This is a genomic window from Pseudomonas sp. M30-35, assembly GCF_002163625.1.
Lineage (GTDB): Bacteria > Pseudomonadota > Gammaproteobacteria > Pseudomonadales > Pseudomonadaceae > Aquipseudomonas.
This window is the reverse complement of sequence record NZ_CP020892.1, coordinates 3,967,823-3,988,027: the sequence shown is the minus strand read 5'-3', so window position 1 is coordinate 3,988,027 and position 20,205 is coordinate 3,967,823. Positions and strand designations below refer to the sequence as shown.

The 20,205-nt window shown below is 53.8% G+C and carries 18 protein-coding genes and 1 pseudogene; 12 read left to right on the top strand and 7 right to left on the bottom strand.

Translation table 11 applies throughout. From position 1 onward, the window contains the following. Positions 1-113 precede the first annotated feature (113 nt). A complete protein-coding gene (locus B9K09_RS18440) occupies positions 114-731 on the top strand; it encodes an FKBP-type peptidyl-prolyl cis-trans isomerase (RefSeq protein ID WP_087518187.1) in 618 nt (205 codons plus the stop codon). A gap of 135 nt (positions 732-866) precedes the next feature. Here B9K09_RS18440 and B9K09_RS18435 read toward each other — a convergent pair. After that, a pseudogene (locus B9K09_RS18435) lies at positions 867-1,088 on the bottom strand (hypothetical protein); the annotation flags it as partial. Positions 1,089-1,216: 128 nt separating this feature from the next. Further along, positions 1,217-2,185 carry a polyprenyl synthetase family protein gene (locus tag B9K09_RS18430; protein ID WP_087518186.1) on the bottom strand — a complete coding sequence of 323 codons (969 nt, stop codon included), beginning with the start codon at positions 2,183-2,185 and terminating at the stop codon, positions 1,217-1,219. A gap of 382 nt (positions 2,186-2,567) precedes the next feature. Between B9K09_RS18430 and rplU the strand changes: the two genes are divergently transcribed. The 5 genes from rplU (at position 2,568) to B9K09_RS18405 (ending at position 6,267) form a co-directional block, all read left to right on the top strand. After that, positions 2,568-2,879 (top strand): 50S ribosomal protein L21, encoded by a 312-nt coding sequence (rplU, locus tag B9K09_RS18425; protein WP_087518185.1) that lies wholly within the window; start codon positions 2,568-2,570, stop codon positions 2,877-2,879. Positions 2,880-2,917: 38 nt separating this feature from the next. After that, positions 2,918-3,175, top strand: coding sequence for a 50S ribosomal protein L27 (gene rpmA, locus B9K09_RS18420; RefSeq protein WP_003281574.1), 258 nt, complete (start codon positions 2,918-2,920; stop codon positions 3,173-3,175). A gap of 183 nt (positions 3,176-3,358) precedes the next feature. After that, positions 3,359-4,576, top strand: coding sequence for an Obg family GTPase CgtA (gene cgtA / locus B9K09_RS18415; protein ID WP_087518184.1), 1,218 nt, complete (start codon positions 3,359-3,361; stop codon positions 4,574-4,576). A gap of 95 nt (positions 4,577-4,671) precedes the next feature. After that, on the top strand, positions 4,672-5,790 hold the full coding sequence (gene proB, locus B9K09_RS18410) for a glutamate 5-kinase (RefSeq protein ID WP_087518183.1): 1,119 nt from the start codon (positions 4,672-4,674) through the stop codon (positions 5,788-5,790). Between the two features lie 12 nt (positions 5,791-5,802). Then, positions 5,803-6,267, top strand: coding sequence for a CreA family protein (locus B9K09_RS18405; RefSeq protein WP_087518182.1), 465 nt, complete (start codon positions 5,803-5,805; stop codon positions 6,265-6,267). A gap of 152 nt (positions 6,268-6,419) precedes the next feature. Here B9K09_RS18405 and rpsT read toward each other — a convergent pair whose 3' ends face one another. Next, positions 6,420-6,692 (bottom strand): 30S ribosomal protein S20, encoded by a 273-nt coding sequence (gene rpsT / locus B9K09_RS18400; RefSeq protein ID WP_010489670.1) that lies wholly within the window; start codon positions 6,690-6,692, stop codon positions 6,420-6,422. A 191-nt stretch (positions 6,693-6,883) separates the two neighbouring features. On the opposite strand from rpsT, the gene murJ reads away from it, so the two are divergent. The 6 genes from murJ (at position 6,884) to ispH (ending at position 14,551) form a co-directional block, all read left to right on the top strand. Further along, entirely contained in the window at positions 6,884-8,422 is a 1,539-nt protein-coding gene (gene murJ / locus B9K09_RS18395) for a murein biosynthesis integral membrane protein MurJ (RefSeq protein WP_087518181.1), read from the top strand. 342 nt (positions 8,423-8,764) lie between these two features. After that, the gene (gene ribF, locus B9K09_RS18390) at positions 8,765-9,703 is read left to right on the top strand and encodes a bifunctional riboflavin kinase/FAD synthetase (RefSeq protein ID WP_177408739.1); all 939 of its coding nucleotides are present in this window, start codon (positions 8,765-8,767) and stop codon (positions 9,701-9,703) included. 9 nt (positions 9,704-9,712) lie between these two features. Continuing rightward, positions 9,713-12,544 carry an isoleucine--tRNA ligase gene (gene ileS, locus B9K09_RS18385; protein ID WP_087518179.1) on the top strand — a complete coding sequence of 944 codons (2,832 nt, stop codon included), beginning with the start codon at positions 9,713-9,715 and terminating at the stop codon, positions 12,542-12,544. Then, entirely contained in the window at positions 12,537-13,049 is a 513-nt protein-coding gene (gene lspA, locus B9K09_RS18380; RefSeq protein WP_087518178.1) for a signal peptidase II, read from the top strand. Before ileS ends, lspA begins: the two co-directional genes overlap by 8 nt. Next, positions 13,042-13,479, top strand: a complete 438-nt coding sequence (locus B9K09_RS18375) for a peptidylprolyl isomerase (protein WP_087518177.1) — start codon at positions 13,042-13,044, stop codon at positions 13,477-13,479. The genes lspA and B9K09_RS18375 overlap by 8 nt, the downstream gene beginning before the upstream one ends. A gap of 127 nt (positions 13,480-13,606) precedes the next feature. Then, the gene (gene ispH, locus B9K09_RS18370; RefSeq protein WP_087518176.1) at positions 13,607-14,551 is read left to right on the top strand and encodes a 4-hydroxy-3-methylbut-2-enyl diphosphate reductase; all 945 of its coding nucleotides are present in this window, start codon (positions 13,607-13,609) and stop codon (positions 14,549-14,551) included. Between the two features lie 66 nt (positions 14,552-14,617). On the opposite strand, the gene B9K09_RS18365 is transcribed toward ispH, so the two are convergent. The 4 genes from B9K09_RS18365 to B9K09_RS18350 all read right to left on the bottom strand — a co-directional run bounded on the left by B9K09_RS18365 (position 14,618) and on the right by B9K09_RS18350 (position 20,201). After that, positions 14,618-15,055, bottom strand: coding sequence for a type IV pilin protein (locus B9K09_RS18365; protein ID WP_087518175.1), 438 nt, complete (start codon positions 15,053-15,055; stop codon positions 14,618-14,620). Next, positions 15,055-19,008, bottom strand: coding sequence for a PilC/PilY family type IV pilus protein (locus tag B9K09_RS18360; protein ID WP_157699369.1), 3,954 nt, complete (start codon positions 19,006-19,008; stop codon positions 15,055-15,057). The genes B9K09_RS18365 and B9K09_RS18360 overlap by 1 nt, the downstream gene beginning before the upstream one ends. Positions 19,009-19,312: 304 nt before the next feature. Continuing rightward, a complete protein-coding gene (locus tag B9K09_RS18355; protein WP_087518173.1) occupies positions 19,313-19,660 on the bottom strand; it encodes a hypothetical protein in 348 nt (115 codons plus the stop codon). Positions 19,661-19,673: 13 nt separating this feature from the next. Then, positions 19,674-20,201 carry a PilX N-terminal domain-containing pilus assembly protein gene (locus tag B9K09_RS18350; protein ID WP_087518172.1) on the bottom strand — a complete coding sequence of 176 codons (528 nt, stop codon included), beginning with the start codon at positions 20,199-20,201 and terminating at the stop codon, positions 19,674-19,676. Positions 20,202-20,205 lie beyond the last annotated feature (4 nt).

Genomic DNA, 20,205 nt, shown 5'->3' with positions numbered 1-20,205 from the left:
GTTCTGGGGGTAGCAATGTCCTGGGTGTACCAACACAGTCGCACGCGGTGGTTAAGCCAGAGATTGCTTTGTGCTAGGCTTGCCGGCCTTTTAAACCCGCAGCGGAGCAGTTCATGTCCGAACTTAATCTTACTACTGACGAAACACGCGTCAGCTACGGCATTGGTCGTCAACTTGGCGGTCAATTGCGTGATAATCCGCCACCGGGTGTGAGCCTGGACGCGATCCTTGCAGGCTTGACTGACGCCTTCGCGGGCAAAGACAGCCGTGTTAGCGAAGCTGATATGAATGCCAGCTTCAAGGTTATCCGTGAAGTCATGCAAGCTGAAGCACAGGCTAAAGCCGAAGCGGCAGCGGGCGCTGGCATCGCATTTCTTGCTGAGAATGCTGGCCGTGAAGGTGTCAACCAGCTGGCTTCAGGCCTGCAGTATGAAGTATTGGCTACAGGTGAGGGCGCAACCCCAACCCGTGAAGACACCATTCGTGCTCACTACCACGGCACCTTGATCGATGGCACTGTTTTCGACAGCTCCTATGATCGCGGTGAGCCTGCTGAATTCCCAGTTGGCGGCGTCATCGCCGGCTGGACTGAGGCATTGCAGCTGATGACTGCTGGCAGCAAATGGCGTCTGTATGTGCCTAGCGAACTGGCTTACGGCGCCCAAGGCGTTGGTAGCATTCCGCCGCACAGCGTACTGGTATTTGACGTCGAGCTGCTCGAAGTCCTGTAATTCCAGTGTGTGCTGAGCCCGGCAGATTCATGCCGGGCTCAGAAACGCTGAGTGCCGTGATTGATGTGTTCTGGCATAGCGGTCACGCAGCGTGTTTGCGCGCTTTTTTCTGAGCGCGAGGGTTTGATTGTCCGGGCGCAATGCGCGGGCGTAGCAGAACAGGAACAGGTTACGCACCAGTTCTTTCAGTACTGAGGGTTCGCTCGAATTCAGCTCGTGTAGGTCCAGATCGCCCATATCACGCAGCTCATCCAATGCTTCTTCCTCAAGCATCGCGCAGACTTCACCCGTGTCACGGTTGAGAATGCGCAGATAAGGTTGTGGCCGATCAAGCCAGGCGTCGATTAAATAGGTCATGTCTCATCTCCCTGAAGTGTTAGATGATAATAATTCCTATTCGCATAATAGCAAGGGTCAATTAGTGTTATTCGTCGGGCATTAAAAAGCCCGTCGCTTGGACGGGCTTTGTGGGTGCTGCGAGTGTGTCAGTGCGTTCGGGCTACGGCAAAGCGGCTCAGTTCGACCAATGCATCGCGGTACTCGCTGGCGGGCAGCACATCCAGGCAGGCGATTGCACGTTCTGCAAAGTCGCGGGCTTGTTGAGCGGTGTAATCGAGCGCGCCGGCAGTTTCAACTGCGTTGCGGATGCTTTCGAGATTTTCGATGCCACCTTTCTGGATCGCCTGACGCACCAGTGCGGCTTGCTCGGGTGTGCCTTCGCGCATGGTGTAGATCAGCGGCAGGGTAGGTTTGCCCTCCGCCAGGTCGTCACCGACGTTTTTGCCCAGGGTGGTCGCGTCACCGCGATAGTCGAGCAAGTCGTCAACCAGCTGGAAGGCAACGCCAAGGTGATCACCAAAGGTGCGCAGTGCTTCGGTCTGCTCTGCCGTGGCGCCCGCTAATGCAGCCGCACTGTGAGTTGAGGCCTCAAAAAGCATTGCGGTTTTGCCGCGAATGACTTCCATGTAGGTCTCTTCAGTGGTGCTGGCATCACGGATCTTCGACAGCTGCAGAACCTCACCCTCAGCAATCACGCGAGTGGCCTTGGAGAGGATTTTCATAACGGGCATCGAGCCCAGTTCGACCATCATCTCGAAAGAGCGCGAGTAGAGGAAGTCACCAACCAATACACTGGGAGCATTGCCCCATTGGGCATTGGCAGTGCTGCGTCCGCGGCGCATGTCGGACATATCAACCACGTCGTCATGCAGCAAGGTTGCCGTGTGCAAGAACTCAATGGTCGCAGCCAGCAGGCGCAGGTTGTCGTCCTGCAATCCAAGAGCCTTGCCGCTAAGCAAGACTAATAAAGGACGCAGGCGCTTGCCGCCAGCTGAGATAATGTAGTCGCCGATTTTCTCTACCAGCGGTACACGCGAGACAAGTTGTTGACGGATAATGCCATCAACGGCGGTGAAGTCGTCCGCCACCACGCGGTAGAAAGCCTGGGGTTGCATCAGTTGCAGGTGCTCCTCGAAGGTTGCGCGGCATGCTAGGCGGCGGGCCCGGGGCTGTCAAGGCAAGGGCGTGACCCGCTTGAGCAGTTTCAGGTATTAGAATGACAGCTTAACAAAGGGCTGAGCGTAGCTATATTACTGTTATAAAATGCCGCTCTGCATCAATATACTGCACCGCAGTTCGGAGCCTCCCGTTTCGCGATGGCTGCGGGGGCTTGCGCGGCGTTATCAGCTTGCGTACAATCGCGCACCCTGAACTTCCCCCTGGGCATTTCCCTGCCTTACGCAATTGCAAGGGCGTCTTTTCCGGCCCCGAGCAGCCATGCCAGCCGATAACTATCCCTCTAAAGAGCTGGGTGAGCAGGATTAACGGAGATATACCATGTACGCTGTAATTGTTACTGGTGGCAAGCAATACAAAGTCACCGAAGGCGAATTCCTGAAGATCGAAAAACTCGAAATCGGTACTGGCGAATCCGTCACTTTCGATCGCGTTTTGTTGATCGGCAACGGTGACGACGTTCAAATCGGCGCACCTGTTGTAGATGGCGCTAAAGTTGTTGCAGAAGTTGTGGCGCAAGGTCGTCATGATAAAATCCGCATCATCAAGTTCCGTCGTCGTAAGCACCACATGAAGCGTCAGGGCCACCGTCAGTGGTTCACTGAGATCAAAATCACCGGTATTTCGGCCTGATTCATTTCAGCCTGATCCCTTTATAGGAGTATTGACTCATGGCACACAAAAAAGCTGGCGGTTCCACCCGCAACGGTCGCGACTCAGAAGCCAAACGCTTAGGCGTTAAGATGTATGGCGGCCAGGCTATCAAAGCAGGCAACATCATCGTGCGTCAGCGCGGCACCCAATTCCACGCTGGTTACGGCGTTGGCATGGGTAAAGATCACACTCTCTTCGCTAAAGTCGAAGGCGTGATCAAGTTTGAAGTAAAGGGCGCCTTCGGTCGTCGTTACGTGAGCGTTGTCGCGGCTTAATCGCGGCAAGGTTAAAAGCCCTGTCCTTGCGACGGGGCTTTTTTGTTTTTGTATTCTTGGGGTTCTTGCCAAACTGTCCTGATAAAAGGCTTATGATTAAGCCCTTGTGCTAGGTCAATTTTGCAAGCACCTGTGTTCTTTGATTGTTGTTGTTGACCCGCTGTACTGGTGGGAGGCGTGCTCATGAAATTCGTCGATGAAGTATCGATTTTTGTAAAAGCCGGTGACGGTGGTAACGGCTGTATGAGTTTCCGTCGTGAAAAGTTCATCGAAAACGGTGGGCCAAACGGTGGTGATGGCGGTGATGGTGGTTCGGTATTTTTGATGGCCGATGAAAACCTCAACACGCTGATCGATTACCGCTACACCCGGCGTTTCGATGCTGAGCGTGGCTCCAATGGTGGCAGCACTGATTGCACGGGTCGTAAAGGCGAGGAATTGGTGTTGCGTGTGCCGGTTGGTACAACAGTTATCGATTCGGGCACCCAGGAAGTTATTGGTGATCTGACCAAGGCGGGTCAGCGCCTGATGGTTGCGCAGGGCGGCTGGCACGGCCTGGGTAACACTCGATTCAAATCCAGTACCAACCGTGCTCCGCGCCAGACCACGCCGGGTAAGCCGGGTGAGTCGCGTGATCTTAAGCTTGAGCTTAAAGTGTTGGCGGATGTCGGCCTGCTGGGCTTGCCTAACGCCGGTAAGAGCACCTTTATTCGTTCGGTGTCGGCGGCTAAGCCAAAAGTTGCGGATTATCCGTTTACCACGCTGATCCCTAACTTGGGCGTTGTCAGCGTCGACCGGTATAAAAGCTTCGTGGTTGCTGATATTCCAGGTTTGATCGAAGGTGCCTCTGATGGTGCTGGCCTGGGTATTCGCTTCCTTAAACACTTGGCGCGTACGCGTCTGTTGTTGCATCTTGTCGACATGGCGCCGCTGGATCTGACTGATCCTAGCGACTCGGCTGTAACTATCGTTGATGAGTTGACCAAGTTCAGTCCGGCGCTGGCTGAGCGTGATCGCTGGCTGGTGTTGAACAAGTCGGATCAGATGCTCGAAGAAGAGCGTGATGGGCGTGTGGCTGAAGTGGTCGCAGCGCTCGACTGGAAAGGGCCGGTTTATGTAGTCTCGGCTATTTCTGGTGAAGGCACGCAGCGTCTGTGTCAGGACATCATGGCCTACCTTGAGGCCCGCACTGAGAAAATGGCTGAAAACCCAGCCTTCGCTTCTGAGTTGGCTGAGCTTGATCAGCGCATTGAAGATGAGGCGCGTGCGCGTCTGCAGGCGTTGGATGATCAGCGTGCGTTGCGTCGCTCGGGGGTCAAGAGTGTCGAAGATGTCGATGAAGACGACTTTGATGATGAGGATGACGATGACGGCCCGGAAATCTTTTACGTCCGGGATTAAGCCATTATCAACGCCGCTTAATTGCGGCGTTTTTGTATGTTTCGTGACTAGTGAATGCGTTGTGCTTTTGGGTGCAAGGCTAGGGTTGAGGAATCATGCGTGACAAGGTGACTGGCGCGCGGCGCTGGGTGGTTAAAATCGGCAGTGCGCTGCTGACGGCAGATGGTCGTGGTCTGGATCGTGCGGCAATGGCTGTGTGGGTCCGGCAGATGGTTGCATTGCGTGAGCAAGGCGTAGAGTTGGTGCTGGTGTCTTCTGGTGCTGTGGCGGCCGGTATGAGTCGCCTGGGCTGGGTTTCACGGCCGAGCGCGATGCATGAGTTGCAAGCATCTGCTGCCATCGGTCAGATGGTGTTGATTCAGGCGTGGGAGTCGAGCTTTGCCGAGCACGGTCGGCGCACGGCGCAGATTCTGCTGACGCATGACGACCTGTCTGATCGCAAGCGCTATCTGAATGCGCGCAGCACCTTGCGCACCTTGGTTGAGCTCGATGTGGTGCCGGTGATCAATGAAAATGACACCGTGGTCACTGACGAAATTCGCTTCGGTGACAACGATACCTTGGCGGCGCTGGTTGCCAATCTGGTTGAAGCTGACTTGCTGGTTATTCTCACTGATCGCGAAGGGATGTTCGACGCCGATCCGCGTAATAACCCGAATGCCAAGCTGATTCACGAGGCGCGTGCTGACGATCCTGCCCTGGATGCTGTTGCGGGTGGCGTCGGCGGCGCTCTGGGTCGTGGCGGCATGCAGACTAAGTTGCGCGCTGCGCGGCTTGCTGCACGCTCAGGGGCGCATACGGTTATTGTTGGTGGTGCAATTGAGCAAGTGCTGGCGCGGCTTAAGTCGGGCGAGCGCTTGGGGACCTTGCTCGCGCCTGAGCGCGGTATGTTGGCAGCACGCAAGCAATGGCTTGCCGGGCACTTGCAGACGCGCGGTACATTGGTTCTTGATGATGGCGCGGTTAAAGCGCTGGCGACAGGGCGTAAAAGTCTGTTGCCGGTGGGTGTTCGCGCAGTAAAAGGCAGCTTCCGTCGCGGCGAGATGGTTGTATGTGTGGCTGCTGATGGTCGTGAAATTGCCCGTGGGTTGGCCAACTACAGTGCGCTTGAGGCGCAAAAAATTATTGGCCAGTCATCTGATACGATTGAAACGCTGCTGGGTTATGTTGATGAGCCAGAGTTGGTGCACAGGGATAACTTGATACTGGTCTAGGAGGGCGCTCTGATGCGTGTGGCGAATGGATTGCTGGCTGCGTTGATGGTGTTGCCTGTTCTGGCTTCGGCTGAGGAAATTGGCTCGGTATCCACTGTTTTCAAGTGGATGGGGCCGAACGACAAAATTGTCGTTGAGGCTTTTGATGATCCTAAGGTTGAGGGTGTGACCTGCTATTTGTCGCGGGCCAAGACCGGCGGTGTTAAAGGTGGTCTGGGTTTGGCTGAGGATCGTTCTGATGCCTCGATTGACTGTCGTCAGGTTGGGCCGATTCGCTTTACTGGCAAGCTTGAAGATGGCGAAGAGGTATTCAAGCAGCGTACCTCGCTCATATTCAAAACCATGCAGGTGGTGCGCTTCTTCGACCAGAAGCGCAATGCGCTTATCTATCTGGTGTATAGCGACCGGGTGATCGAAGGCAGTCCGCAAAACTCAATGGCGGCTATTCCCATCATGCCGTGGCCATCTGGCAAGTAAGCGTTCTGGTAAAAAAACCGCCACTTCGGCGGTTTTTTTCTGTCTATGCTTGGCTGTGTACAGGCTTTGGGGTTGAGCGCTTTATTTCAGGCAATAAAAAACCGGTCATAAGACCGGTTTTTTAAGGCGTTACGCCAAGAACTGACTGCTAATTAAGCAGCAGTGCTGAGTGCCTTGATGTGGGCATTCAGGCGGCTCTTATGACGAGCTGCTTTGTTCTTGTGCAGGATGCCTTTGTCAGCCATGCGGTCGATGACCGGAACAGCTGCAGTGTAAGCAGTTTGGGCCAGACCAGCATCTTTAGCGTCGATAGCTTTAACAACGTTTTTGATGTAGGTACGGACCATCGAGCGCAGGCTGGCGTTATGGCTACGACGCTTCTCAGCCTGTTTTGCGCGTTTTTTGGCAGAAGGTGTATTGGCCACCGTCAAGCTCCTCGAAAATTTGGGGTTGCAAACAAATAAGGCCGCGAATCATGCCTAGAAGGTATTCGTCTGTCAAGACTAAAGACAATTCCTGGCGCTAGCCTGACAAGTGGCAGGCCGCTACACTCGACGCCTTCGTGAACCGGTGGATTGTCCGCTGGCTCACTCGTATGCGGAAAAATCATTATCTCATGAATTTGCTTAAGTCGCTGGCCGCCGTTAGCTCTTTGACCATGCTCTCGCGTGTTTTAGGTTTTGTGCGCGATACCATTATTGCCCGTACATTCGGCGCTGGCGTGGCTTCGGACGCCTTTGTGGTGGCTTTTAAGTTGCCAAATTTGCTGCGAAGAATTTTTGCTGAAGGCGCTTTTTCGCAAGCATTTGTGCCTATTTTGGCTGAATACAAGACCCAGCAAGGCGAGGAGGCGACCCGGACCTTTGTCGCATACGTCACCGGCCTGCTGACATTGGTGCTTGCGGTCGTGACTTTGCTCGGGGTGTTGGCGGCACCGTGGATTGTGTGGATATCCGCTCCTGGCTTTGCCGATGAGCCTGATCGCTTCGCGCTCACCACTGATCTTTTGCGGGTTACCTTTCCTTATATATTGCTGATTTCACTGTCGTCGCTTGCCGGGGCGGTGCTCAATACGTGGAATCGATTTTCGGTGCCGGCATTCGTGCCTACGCTGCTAAACATCAGCATGATCGTGTTTGCGCTGTTTTTAAGCCCCTATTTTGATCCGCCGATCATGGCGCTGGGCTGGGCGGTGTTGGTCGGTGGTTTGCTGCAGCTGCTTTATCAGCTGCCGCACCTGAAAAAGGTCGGGATGTTGGTATTACCACGCCTGAATCTCAAGGATCGCGGTGTATGGCGGGTCCTGAAGCAAATGGGCCCGGCGATTTTTGGTGTGTCGGTTAGTCAGATTTCACTGATCATTAACACCATCTTTGCTTCATTTCTGGTGGCTGGATCAGTCTCGTGGATGTATTACGCTGACCGTTTGATGGAGCTTCCGTCCGGGGTGCTCGGCGTCGCGCTCGGTACGATTCTGTTGCCAGCGTTGTCAAAAACCTACGCCAGCGCCAGTCGCGAAGATTATTCGCGGCTGCTCGATTGGGGCCTGCGCCTGTGTTTTGTGTTGGTATTGCCGAGCGCGGTCGCGCTGGCTGTGTTGGCTGAGCCTTTGACCGTGTCGTTATTTCAGTACGGTAAATTCAGTGCGAATGATGCCTTGATGACCCAGCATGCGTTGATTGCTTATTCTGTCGGTCTGCTTGGCATCATCTTGGTGAAGATTCTGGCGCCCGGTTTTTACGCGCAGCAGAACATCAAGACACCGGTAAAGATTGCGATTTTTACGTTGTTCTCGACGCAGTTGATGAATCTGGCCTTTGTCGGTCCGCTTGCTCATGTTGGCCTGGCCTTGTCCATCGGTCTGGCGGCGTGCCTGAATGCCAGTCTGCTGTATTGGCAGTTGCGTAAGGCTGACATGTTTCAGCCGCAGCCCGGCTGGATGATGTACTTGTTGAAGCTGGTACTGGCGGTATGTGTAATGGCGTCGGTGTTGTTTGGCATCATGTATTACATGCCGCAATGGTCGTCTGGCGGCATGCTTGAGCGCCTGCTGCGCCTTGGTGTGCTGGTTGCGGCGGGGTTGATCAGTTACTTCGCCAGCTTATTGTTGATGGGCTTGAGGGTGCGCGATTTTTCGCGCAAGGCCATCGGCTAGCTTGCAACTTGTTTTCCTAGCCCCCAAATAAGGTAGGGCGGGTAACGCTCTTTTTACCCGCCATCTGTTTGCACAAGTATTTGGAAAATTGGTTGTAGCCTGGTGGACAAGCTTCGCGTTGTCGCACCCTACGCCGGTGGATGACGGTTTTTTACCCGCCATTCATTTGTGCAAATGTTTGGATTATTGGTTGCGACTTGTTGGGCAAGCTTGGCATTGTCCGGTCGCTGAGTAGAAACCGGCTTAATTGAGTAGCAGATTTCTGATCACCGCGACGTTGTTGCCTGTTGTCTGCTGTCGGGTATGCGTATAATCGACCACTTTATGAGCAAGAAGCGTGTTATGCAGCTGGTACGAGGCCTACACAATCTGCGCCCCCAGCATCGGGACTGTGTCGCCACAATCGGTAATTTTGACGGCGTCCATCGTGGCCATCAGGCTATTTTGGCGCGATTGCGTGAGCGAGCAGCAGAGCTTGGCGTACCCAGCTGCGTGGTGATTTTTGAGCCGCAACCCCGCGAGTTCTTTGGCCCAGAGACTGCACCGGCGCGTCTGACACGTTTGCGCGACAAGCTTGCCTTGTTGGCCGCTGAAGGCGTTGATCGGGTGTTATGCCTGGCGTTCAATCCGCGCTTGCGTGAGTTGAGCGCCGCAGAATTTGTACACAAAGTGCTGGTCGACGGTTTGGGTGTGCGTCACTTGGAAGTGGGTGATGATTTTCGCTTCGGTTGCGATCGGGCCGGCGACTTTGCCTTTTTGTCCGCTGCCGCAAAGCGCGAAGGGTTTAGCGTTGAGGCCGCCACCACGGTTGAGCTCGATGGGATTCGCGTCAGCAGTACGCGGGTTCGAGAAGCCCTGCAAAGCGCTGATTTCACTCTTGCAGAACTGCTACTCGGGCGACCATTCCAAATTGCAGGGCGTGTCTTGCACGGCCAGAAATTGGGACGTCAGCTGAATGCGCCTACAGCCAATATTCAGCTCAAGCGTCGCCGAGTGCCATTGACCGGGGTTTATCTGGTCAGCACTGAAATCGACGGTAAGTACTGGCCCGGCGTCGCCAATATTGGCGTACGGCCCAGCGTGAAGAGTGACGGTAGCGCCCATCTTGAGGTGCACCTTTTAGATTTTGCCGGAGATGTTTATGGCCGGCGTTTGACGGTGGCGTTCCACCACAAGCTGCGTGATGAGCAGCGATTTGCCTCTCTTGAGGCGCTAAAGACGGCAATTGCTGCCGATATTGCCGCCGCCCGTGCCCATTGGCAGGGCCAACCGCTTAAGTGAAGAGCCGAGATGACCGACTATAAAGCCACGCTAAACCTGCCTGATACCAAGTTCCCGATGAAGGCTGGCCTGCCGACGCGCGAGCCGGAAACCCTGAAGCGCTGGGACGATATTGGCTTGTATCAGAAACTGCGCGAGCTGGGCGAAGGCCGTCCAAAGTTTGTGCTGCATGATGGTCCTCCCTATGCCAACGGCAGCATTCATATCGGCCATGCGGTCAACAAGATTCTCAAAGACATTATCACCCGCTCGAAAACCCTGTCCGGCTACGATGCGCCGTATGTACCGGGTTGGGATTGTCACGGCCTGCCGATTGAGCACAAGGTCGAGACCACCTTTGGCAAAAATCAGCCAGCAGACCTCACTCGTGAGCGCTGCCGCACCTACGCGGGCCAGCAGATCGAAGGTCAGAAAACTGACTTCATTCGCCTGGGCGTTCTCGGCGACTGGGAAAAGCCTTATCGCACCATGGATTTCGCCAATGAAGCAGGCGAAGTGCGCGCTCTGGCTGAAATGGTCAAGCAAGGTTTTGTCTTTAAAGGCCTGAAGCCGGTTAACTGGTGTTTCGATTGCGGCTCGGCGTTGGCTGAGGCTGAAGTTGAATATCAAGATAAAAAATCTGACGCCATCGACGTTGCGTTTGCCTGTGAAGACAACGACAAGCTGGCCGCTGCATTTGGCTTAAGCAGCCTGCCGAAGCCTGCCAGCATCGTCATCTGGACCACCACGCCGTGGACCATCCCGGCCAACCAGGCGCTTAACGTTCATCCTGAGTTCAATTACGCGCTGGTCGATGTTGGCGACAAGTTGTTGCTGCTCGGCGAAGAGTTGGTAGAAAGCAGCCTTGAGCGTTATGGCCTGCAAGGCAGTGTCATCGCGACCGCTAAAGGCGAGGCCCTGGAACTGATTCGTTTCCGTCACCCGTTCTACGAGCGTTTCTCGCCTGTGTATCTGGCCGACTACGTTGAGATGGGCTCCGGTACCGGTATCGTCCACTCCGCTCCAGCCTATGGCGAGGACGACTTCCGTTCGTGCAAAGGCTACGGCATGAGCAACGACGATATCCTCAGCCCGGTGCAGAGCAACGGTGTTTACGTTGAGTCACTGCCGTTCTTTGGCGGCCAGTTCATCTGGAAAGCCAACCCAAATATCGTCGCCAAGCTCGAAGAAGTGGGTGCATTGCTCAAGCATCAGCCGATCCAGCACAGCTACATGCATTGCTGGCGTCACAAGACACCACTGATCTATCGCGCGACTGCGCAGTGGTTCGTCGGCATGGACAAGCAGCCCAATGAAGGCAACACGCTGCGTGAGCGCGCGCTAGGTGCTATTGAGCAAACTGAATTCGTTCCAGCCTGGGGCCAGGCGCGTCTGCACAGCATGATTGCTGGCCGTCCTGACTGGTGCATCTCGCGTCAGCGTAACTGGGGCGTGCCGATCCCGTTCTTCCTGCACAAGGAAAGCGGCGACCTGCACCCGCGCACCGCTGAGCTGATGGAAGAAGTGGCCAAGCGCATTGAAGTTGAAGGTATCGAGGCTTGGTTCAAGCTCGACGCCAGCGAGTTGCTCGGTGATGAAGCCGCGCAGTACGACAAGATCAGCGACACGCTGGACGTGTGGTTCGACTCGGGCACCACGCACTGGCACGTTCTGCGTGGCTCACACGCATTGGGGCACACCTCTGGCCCGCGTGCCGACCTGTACCTCGAAGGCTCCGACCAGCACCGTGGTTGGTTCCATTCATCATTGCTCACCGGTTGTGCAATTGACGGTCACGCGCCTTATAAAGAGTTGCTGACTCACGGCTTTGTGGTCGATGAAAACGGCCGCAAGATGTCTAAGTCACTGGGTAACGTGGTTGCACCGCAGCAGGTAAACGACAGCTTGGGCGCCGACATCATGCGCTTGTGGGTGTCGTCGACCGATTACTCCGGCGAGATGGCGGTGTCTAACGTCATCCTGCAGCGCAGTGCTGACTCGTACCGCCGTATCCGTAACACCGCGCGCTTTTTGCTCTCAAACCTGAGCGGTTTTGAGCCAGCCGAGCACGCATTGCCAGTCGATGAAATGCTTGCGCTCGATCGCTGGGCACTGGATCGTGCCTTGCTGTTGCAGCGTGAAATCGAAGAAGCCTACGACAGCTACCGTTTCTGGAATGTTTACCAGAAAGTGCACAACTTCTGTGTGCAGGAGTTGGGTGGCTTCTATCTCGACATCATCAAGGATCGCCAGTACACCACGGCGGCCGATAGTGTCGCGCGTCGTTCCTGCCAAACTGCACTGTTCCACATCGCAGAAGCGTTGGTGCGCTGGATCGCGCCAATTCTGGCCTTCACCGCCGATGAAATCTGGCAGTACCTGCCGGGCGAGCGTAACGAGTCGGTGATGCTCAATGGCTGGTATCAAGGCCTGACTGAGCAATCGCAAGACGTCGAAATGAACCGCGAATTCTGGGAGCGGGTCATGGCGGTTAAAGTTGCGGTCAACAAAGAGTTGGAAAATCAGCGCAAGGAAAAAGCCATCGGTGGCAACCTGCAAGCTGAAGTGACCGTATACGGTGAAGACAGCCTTATCGCTGATTTGAACAAGCTGGGTAACGAGCTGCGCTTTGTTCTGATCACCTCAACCGCAAGCCTGGCGCCATTGAGCGCTGCTCCGGCTGATGCGGTTGAAACTGAAGTCGCTGGCCTGAAGCTGAAAGTGGTTAAGTCGGCGCATGCCAAGTGCGGTCGTTGCTGGCATCACCGTGAAGACGTTGGCGTGAATCCAGCGCACCCGGAAATCTGTGGTCGCTGTGTCGACAACATCGAGGGTGCTGGTGAGGTTCGTCATTATGCCTAATGTCCCGAGCCGCTTTGGGCGGCTTGCTTGGCTGTGGTTGACGCTCTTGGTGTTTGTCATCGATCAGGCCAGCAAATTCTATTTTGACAACACCTTGACCATGTATCAGCAGATTGTGGTGATCCCGGATTACTTCAGTTGGACGCTGGCTTACAACAAAGGCGCTGCCTTTAGCTTTCTCGCGACTGAGTCCGGTTGGCAGCGCTGGTTCTTCGCTGCTATCGCGATTGCGGTGAGTGTGGTGCTGGTGGTCTGGTTGAAGCGCCTGAAAGCCGATGAAACCTTACTTGCGGTGGCGCTTGCGCTGGTCTTGGGCGGTGCGATCGGCAATCTGGTTGATCGTATTGTGCTGGGCCATGTGGTCGATTTCATTCTGGTGCATTGGCAAAACCGCTGGTACTTCCCTGCATTCAACTTTGCCGACAGCGCAATTACTGTAGGTGCAATTCTGTTGGGTCTGGACATGTTCAAAAGTAAAAAGTCCGAGGAGCACGCTGATGACTGATATTCGTATCGGCCCGGACAGGCAAGTTACTCTGCATTTCGCCATCAAGCTGGAAAACGGCGATGTTGTCGACAGCACATTCGACAAGCAGCCAGCAACCTTCAAAGTGGGCGATGGCAACTTGTTGCCGGGTTTTGAAGCCGCGCTGTTCGGTTTCAAGGCTGGCGACAAGCGCAGCATTCAGATATTGCCGGAGCAGGGCTTTGGTCAGCCGAATCCGCAAAACCTGCAAGTGATGCCGCGCAACCAGTTCGAGGGCATGGATTTGTCCCCCGGCTTGCTGATTATTTTCAATGATGCAGCCAACGCCGAGCTGCCGGGTGTGGTCAAAGAGTTTGACGACACCCAGGTGACGATTGATTTCAACCATCCCTTGGCCGGTAAAACCCTGAGCTTTGACGTTGAAATCATCGAGGTTAAAGCACTCTGATTGAGTGCAGTTGAAGGGCGCCCGCATCTACTTCTACAAGTCCTAAATTGGCGGATATGCACTGCGTGCCACCTGATGTAGGCTAATTACCCGTATCTTTCGAATTGCACGGCGCAACGAGGCCAGTATGCACATTAAACTCGCAAACCCACGTGGCTTCTGTGCCGGCGTTGATCGCGCAATTGAGATTGTTAACCGTGCGCTGGAAGTGTTCTCGCCACCTATCTATGTGCGCCACGAAGTGGTGCATAACAAGTTTGTGGTTGAAGATTTACGCGCGCGCGGCGCAGTCTTCGTCGAAGAGCTAGATCAGGTGCCAGACGATGTCATCGTTATCTTCAGTGCGCACGGCGTTTCCCAGGCGGTACGTGCTGAAGCTGACAGGCGTGGCCTGAAGGTCTTTGACGCGACTTGCCCGCTGGTGACCAAAGTGCATATGGAAGTGGTGCGTTACAGCCGGGAAGGACGTGAATGCGTGCTTATCGGCCATGCTGGCCATCCAGAAGTTGAAGGCACCATGGGTCAATACGACACCAGTAATGGCGGCGCTATTTATCTGGTCGAAGACGAGAAAGACGTCGAAAATCTGGAAGTGCGCAACCCTGAGGCACTGGCGTTCGTCACCCAAACCACGCTGTCTATGGATGACACCAGCAAAGTTATTGATGCCCTGCGCAGCAAGTTTCCGGCGATCGGCGGGCCGCGTAAAGACGACATTTGCTACGCCACCCAGAACCGCCAGGATGCCGTTAAACAGCTGGCCGCAGAATGCGATGTACTGCTAGTCGTCGGCAGCCCCAACAGCTCTAACTCCAACCGCTTACGCGAACTGGCAGAGCGCATGGGCACTCCAGCCTACCTGATCGACGGCGCTGAAGACCTCAAGCAAGAATGGTTTAACGGGGTCGGCGGTATCGGCATCACTGCCGGCGCCTCCGCACCAGAGGTTCTGGTGCGCGGCGTTATCTCGCAGCTACACGCATGGGGCGCAACCGGCGAAAGCGAACTGCTTGGCCGGCCTGAGAATGTGACGTTCTCAATGCCTAAAGAGTTGCGGGTGAAGCAGGTTTAATTTTTCAACTAATTTGCTCCAATAAAAAACCGCACATTGTGCGGTTTTTTATTGGTTGTTTTGCGCTTACCAGCAATCTTGGAAGCTTGCGGCAGTGCCTCCTTCGCCTTTGGTCCCACGACTGTTAAGGGTAAGCGTACCGCACTCGTTATCCCTAGCTTGAGCCCCCTGCGGTGCAGCGCTTAGCATCACGCAGTTGGCAATTGTCACATTGGCACAGGCTGCGGCAGTAATGCTGTAGCGTTGGTCTTCTGAGATTACTGCAGCGTTTGCGGCCACACCCATTGCCAAACCACCCGCCCCCAAATTCGTGGTGTAGGTTTGGTTTTGCGAGTAAAAGCGCTCTTGCGCCTGCATGATGCGCATCAGCCACGCTTGCCCATCTGAGCGACCGGAGCGTAGGACGTAGTCTTGATAGCTGGGGTACGCTATTGCGGCCAAAATACCGATAATCGCGACGACGATCATCAGCTCCATCAGGGTGAAACCCTTTTGCCTAAACATTAATTCTCTCTCCAATACAGACCGCGGATTGGGTTTTTGATTTCGCAGAGTTTTTGCCCTTCGGCGCATTCGACACCATCATCTTCATCAATGCAGCCCTCTGCACCACAAAGCAAACCTACGGGATTACCATCGCTTACTATCGTCGCAGGACTTGAAGGGATACCGCCATGGGTCAGGTCAAAGCTGCGCTTAGGTTCCTTTGTGCCAGAAATTGTCTGGGTGAATACCGCGCTGGCGTCGGTGAGATTCAAGGCGTAGAAGCGGCCGCTACCGACATCAGGGCCACAGGTTGTCACTTGCGAGCCGTTTGGCCGGAAGGTAGTGAACAACACAGCGCCTGCGAAGGTTACTGAGTTGGCCAACACCTTCTCGCCCGCCGGGAAGCGTATAAACCAGCCGCTGCTGTTGGCAAGCGTGGTGGGGTCGGGGGTGTAGTCGTCGCCAGGGGTGAGCTGAGCGTACAAGTCGTTGATTTCAGTGCGTTTTCCCGGGATTTGTGCCGCGGCAGCCGCTTGAGCCTTGTTAATTAAGTAGTTATGGGCATCAAACATAGTTAATGGTGCATCTGCATCGTTAGCGGTTGCATCAGCTAGCTCGGTAGCGGTCAGCAGATTGCTGGATGGGTCATAGGCCAAGTCAGCGAGTGCCTGGATATCAGCCTGAAGCCCAGATGCTAAGCCAGCAAGTGCCAGACGCTCGGCTTGCAGGGTCTGCAGCAGCGCGGTCTGAGTCTCCAGTGGTGAGCTTACGCCTTCAAGTGCTGTTTGATCTGCTGCTGCGGTAGCGGCAAGCAGTTCGGCATTGTCAATACCGCCCGGTGCGGGAGGAAGGCCTGCGAGCAAAGACTCAAGCTCTGCTTGCTTGGCGGCTAGCTGAGCTTTCTTTGCATCGCCTGTCGCTATATCACTCGAGTTATAGGCATTAAAGGTTTCGAGCTGTAGGGATTTGACCTCGGCCATTGCGGTATTGATTTCGCTGAGCTGGTCAACGATACCCGCGCGGGCAGTGACATCTGCAGAGCTTTGGTAGTTGTCGTTAAGGCTGTCCAGCTCAGCTTCCAGTGCTGTGGTATCAGCATCCACTTCTCGAGCGGCGATGATCTCTTGTTCTTTTGCGGTAATCGCGTTGTAGTCGTTCTCTTGGACTGGAGAGTTTGCCAGCGCGGTGATTCGCGCCTGGAGCGCGCCCCAGTCGGTCGCATCATCATTCTGCAGCTGAGCCGCTTTAAAGGCTGAGGCCTCGGCAGTGGTTGGTTGTAACTCGGTAACTTGTTTCAAGCCATCCTGAGCAACGACAGTCAGGCTATGCAACTGGGTTTGTTTGCTCGCCTCATCTGCGTGCGCTGTAACGTATGGATCACTCGTTAGAATTGCATCAATCGCACTTTGCTTCTGGTTGATGCTGGTATTGGTCGTCAGCAGGCTGTTGGCTTTATCCGTGTAACCAATGCTGCTCTGATAATTACTGAAGTTTTCCCGTGCGGCTGTCTCACTTGCGGTAAGGGCGTCAATTTCAGCGCGTTTAACATCGATTTGGCTCTGAAGCTCTGCCGCTTGGGTAGTCGACAAGTTAACGCTACTAACGTCTGTCAAATTGCTTTCGGTAACCGAGGTATAGGTTGCCGGAGCCGCGTAAACGTTAGCGTCTTTGATCATATAAAAACGATCAACAGCTGCCTCACTCAGTGGGTGCCCGCGGTAACCCGAGCCAATGCTGATGGTGTAATAAGTTTTGCCGCCGCGCTCTTTAATGAGCGAAACGTCTGGTTTGTTATAGAAACGACGGTTGTTCAGTTGATCGGTGCCAGCAATGTTGGCAATTCGACCGCCAGATGCAAAGTTACCAGCACCTGTGTTGTTGGACTTGATGTCGAAACGGAAGATTTGGCCGCGGGTATCGGAGGTGAATATGGTATCAATCAGCCCGTCGCCGCCTAGGTCAACCAGGGTTGGGTCAGCTGGCATGCTGTTGGTCATGGTTGCTAATTTCAGGTTGGCGTCGGTATCACCGCTAGGCCCTGCCATCCACAGTTTTTGCCCCGTAGCGGCGTCAACTACATAAAGCGCATTGCCGTAAGTATCTGTTTTGGGAAGATCCGGCGTGGTGTCGTTGTCTTGGATAGGATCATAGCCACCGGTAAAAATCAGTACGTCTGTCTCAGTGCCATTCCAATTGACCTTGGCAACTTTGGGTGTCGACCAGGTTTGGCCCAAGCGGGCGAAACCGGTGCTTGCGCCGCCGCGTATTACCCATTTTAGTTTTGGGCTGATGGACGATGGGTTACCAGCGGTGCTCGGTGTTACGTCCAGCGAGTAATAGTTACGGCCACCACGGCCCATGCCTGCATATAAATTTACTGCAGTTACCGTGCGCAACTTGGTCGTTTGATTGACATCGCCATAGCTGACTTTCAGGTCGAACTGGCCATCCATTCCGTACTTTTTATTAACGCTGCCCTGTGGGTCTTCGTAATAAGCCTTTAAGTTACCGAGTAGTTCTTTAGGTATAAATGAAAAGTATTCAGCACCTGTATCTGGGTTGATTGCACCAATAAAGCCCTCGTTGGTGCCATAGAACAGCGCCAGCTTATCTTGACTATTATTGGTATTGGCCCGGGTCAGGTCTTCATCACTGGTGTAAGCGACGACTTTGGGGGTGTTGTGCAGAATATCGCCGATTTGATAGCGGACAGAGTTGTCTGCTGGGTTAGTGCCTCGAGCCCATGTAATGATGTTGGATCTTTGTGTATCGGTCATTGACGCACTGCCAAGCATTGCTTTGGTAACTGCAGTGTTATTTGTCAATAGTTTGTTGTCGCTTCCGCTCGCCAAGTTGACGGATGCCGGGTTAGCACCGGGTTCAATGTTGGTGCCTGTATAGGTATAGATAACCCGTGTTGCGGGATTAGGCAAGCGGCTGGCTGCGCCGCCAGCTTCTGCGTTTTTACCGTCAGCGGACGGGCTCCAAAAGCTTTGTGCGCTATCGCTGAAAAAGCCTGTGCTGGAGTCGATTGCATTTTGTCCTTTGCTGTCGGTGACGATTAGGTCACCATCGACGGTAGTAGTGGCTTTATATTTTTTGACGTTGCCGACCCAGCGAGCGCCTTTAGCCGGGCGAAAGAGGGCGTAATAAAGGTCATTGCGGTAACCGAAGTTACTGTAAGCACTCACCGACACTGTCGGTGTGGTGAAGGTGGTGTTTTCCGCCAGAATGTCGGTAACAATTGATTTAAGAGAGCTAACCAGGCCAGAAGTGTTCTCAGTGATAAAGAACTTCCCCTTGCCAAGAGTTGCGGTGTCTTGCAGCAGTCGAGTGTCGCTGATATTACCGAAACCAATGGTGTAGGTCGATACCGTTTGCTTGCCTGCCAAGGATGCTGGGCCGCTGTCATTATTGGCCATCCACTCGGCTAAGCCGGGCATCCAGCAACCCGCATTGCTTTCTCCGTCCGTTGGGTAGCCACGGTTACATGAGGTGTACTGGGTGTTGGCAACTTCGGTTTTTACTAATTTGGATATAGTGTCGTTACTGCTACTGTCGCCATTGGGTAAGCCGTCGGTCAGCACAATGATGTTGGATTTTTGGCAAGAGTTGGTAATAGGAGACAAATAAGTGCTGCTATTTTTCTTGGACTCGTTATTGCTATTCCATGGGTTAACTCTTGTGGAACCTGTATTGTTTTCGATATAGCCTTGTGAGCTATTGCCATAAATAATGTTGCTGCCACGCATATATTGTACGGCTTCGTGATAGCTCTCAAGTAGCGGAGTAGCGCCACTTGCATAATAGCTCGACAGGTTTGACTTGAACGAACTGGCAGCGGTGCTGGCCTGCTTGACTGGGTTGTTAATAAACCCACCTTCGTTGTCAGAACTAAAGCGCGCCAGTCCGATATTTGAGTCGTCTGTTACTGCAAGTTCATCAACTAGTTGGTTTACAACTTGCTTCACAACTTGCAATCTGGTGAGTTGGCCGTCGCTATAGTATGTGCTGGTTCTTGTGCACCAGTCTCTTGGGTATGAGCCTCTTATTGGGGTCAAGCTTTTGCAGTCGGTGCCTGGAACGCCGTTCTGCATTGAGCCTGATGTATCAATAAGAAATAAAATATTTGGCCTGACCCGCTGATCTGCCGGTAAGTCGCGAGTGGTATAGATTTCGGTATCATCGGCAAGCGCGGTGCTTAATGACAAGGCTAAATAAGTAAAGGCTGAGGCGCCAATTGCGAGTTTACGGGTCAGGCTCATGGTCGAGTCCTCAGTTTTGATTCAAAAAAAGTTCAGTGGCAACCGGGAAGCGAGAGGGTGTGTAAAACACAGAGCCTGTCCAGTCGATTTTTAGGCCCAATTGGTTGTATTCGACTGGTTTGCCGTTTAAATAAACTATTGTGCTGTTATCCAGTTTTAGTGTTATCGGCGCACAACCCGTGCAGGGTGTGGCCAGAATCGTACCGTCTATGGTTCCAGGTGCTGAGTTTTTAATATTTAAAATAAATACGGCGCTTTCGATATAGAGCGGCTCTGGTTCTGCATCATCAGCGACGACAGGGGTTGATAGTGTAATAGTTGTAACTAGCAGGCCGATAAGCGCAATTAACTTTCTCATTAGAGTCTTGTCCTTATTTAAGGTTGAAGAAAACAAAACCCTGAGTCTGATCAGAGTAAGCGCTGTCGGCTATTGTTGAACGTGTTTTCATTTCATATTGTCGGCAGGTGTAAGCGTCGAAAGAGTACCCCTCGCCGAACGTTGCGCAGTCGAGTTTACCCATGCTACGCAGCTGATTAGCTTGGGTGAGGCCCGGCGCGGTGGTTAATGCTGTTAAGCCTGTGAACACTCGCAGATCTGGGAATCGCTGTCTTAATGTTGCATTCGGTTCTGCTGCTGCATTGGCTTTTGTTAGGTCGATTGCTGTTTGCAATAGGCCCCGATTGGCTTGGTCTCCAAAATATGCCATCTGCGACCTTATTTCGGTCTGCGCGAGCTGGAAGGCGGTATTACGGAACTGACTGCTACTGGCCATCCTTTCTTCGTTGGTCGCAAAACGTGCTGCGGTTATACCTGCAACTGTAAGTACAACCAGAAAGATAAGCGCCACCAATAAGGTTGCACCCTGTTGTTGCTCTAGAGACTGTTGAGTAATTTTCATAGTG

What these genes read in the sequence shown, in the direction of transcription:
- B9K09_RS18430 (WP_087518186.1), bottom strand. Translation starts at nt 2,185, where the DNA reads ATGCAACCCCAGGCTTTCTACCGCGTGGTGGCGGACGACTTCACCGCC.
- murJ (WP_087518181.1), top strand. Translation starts at nt 6,884, where the DNA reads ATGAATTTGCTTAAGTCGCTGGCCGCCGTTAGCTCTTTGACCATGCTC.
- B9K09_RS18355 (WP_087518173.1), bottom strand. Translation starts at nt 19,660, where the DNA reads ATGAGAAAGTTAATTGCGCTTATCGGCCTGCTAGTTACAACTATTACA.
- B9K09_RS18375 (WP_087518177.1), top strand. Translation starts at nt 13,042, where the DNA reads ATGACTGATATTCGTATCGGCCCGGACAGGCAAGTTACTCTGCATTTC.
- lspA (WP_087518178.1), top strand. Translation starts at nt 12,537, where the DNA reads ATGCCTAATGTCCCGAGCCGCTTTGGGCGGCTTGCTTGGCTGTGGTTG.
- ileS (WP_087518179.1), top strand. Translation starts at nt 9,713, where the DNA reads ATGACCGACTATAAAGCCACGCTAAACCTGCCTGATACCAAGTTCCCG.
- ribF (WP_177408739.1), top strand. Translation starts at nt 8,765, where the DNA reads ATGCAGCTGGTACGAGGCCTACACAATCTGCGCCCCCAGCATCGGGAC.
- cgtA (WP_087518184.1), top strand. Translation starts at nt 3,359, where the DNA reads ATGAAATTCGTCGATGAAGTATCGATTTTTGTAAAAGCCGGTGACGGT.
- B9K09_RS18365 (WP_087518175.1), bottom strand. Translation starts at nt 15,055, where the DNA reads ATGTTTAGGCAAAAGGGTTTCACCCTGATGGAGCTGATGATCGTCGTC.
- B9K09_RS18440 (WP_087518187.1), top strand. Translation starts at nt 114, where the DNA reads ATGTCCGAACTTAATCTTACTACTGACGAAACACGCGTCAGCTACGGC.
- rplU (WP_087518185.1), top strand. Translation starts at nt 2,568, where the DNA reads ATGTACGCTGTAATTGTTACTGGTGGCAAGCAATACAAAGTCACCGAA.
- rpmA (WP_003281574.1), top strand. Translation starts at nt 2,918, where the DNA reads ATGGCACACAAAAAAGCTGGCGGTTCCACCCGCAACGGTCGCGACTCA.
- ispH (WP_087518176.1), top strand. Translation starts at nt 13,607, where the DNA reads ATGCACATTAAACTCGCAAACCCACGTGGCTTCTGTGCCGGCGTTGAT.
- B9K09_RS18405 (WP_087518182.1), top strand. Translation starts at nt 5,803, where the DNA reads ATGCGTGTGGCGAATGGATTGCTGGCTGCGTTGATGGTGTTGCCTGTT.
- B9K09_RS18350 (WP_087518172.1), bottom strand. Translation starts at nt 20,201, where the DNA reads ATGAAAATTACTCAACAGTCTCTAGAGCAACAACAGGGTGCAACCTTA.
- proB (WP_087518183.1), top strand. Translation starts at nt 4,672, where the DNA reads ATGCGTGACAAGGTGACTGGCGCGCGGCGCTGGGTGGTTAAAATCGGC.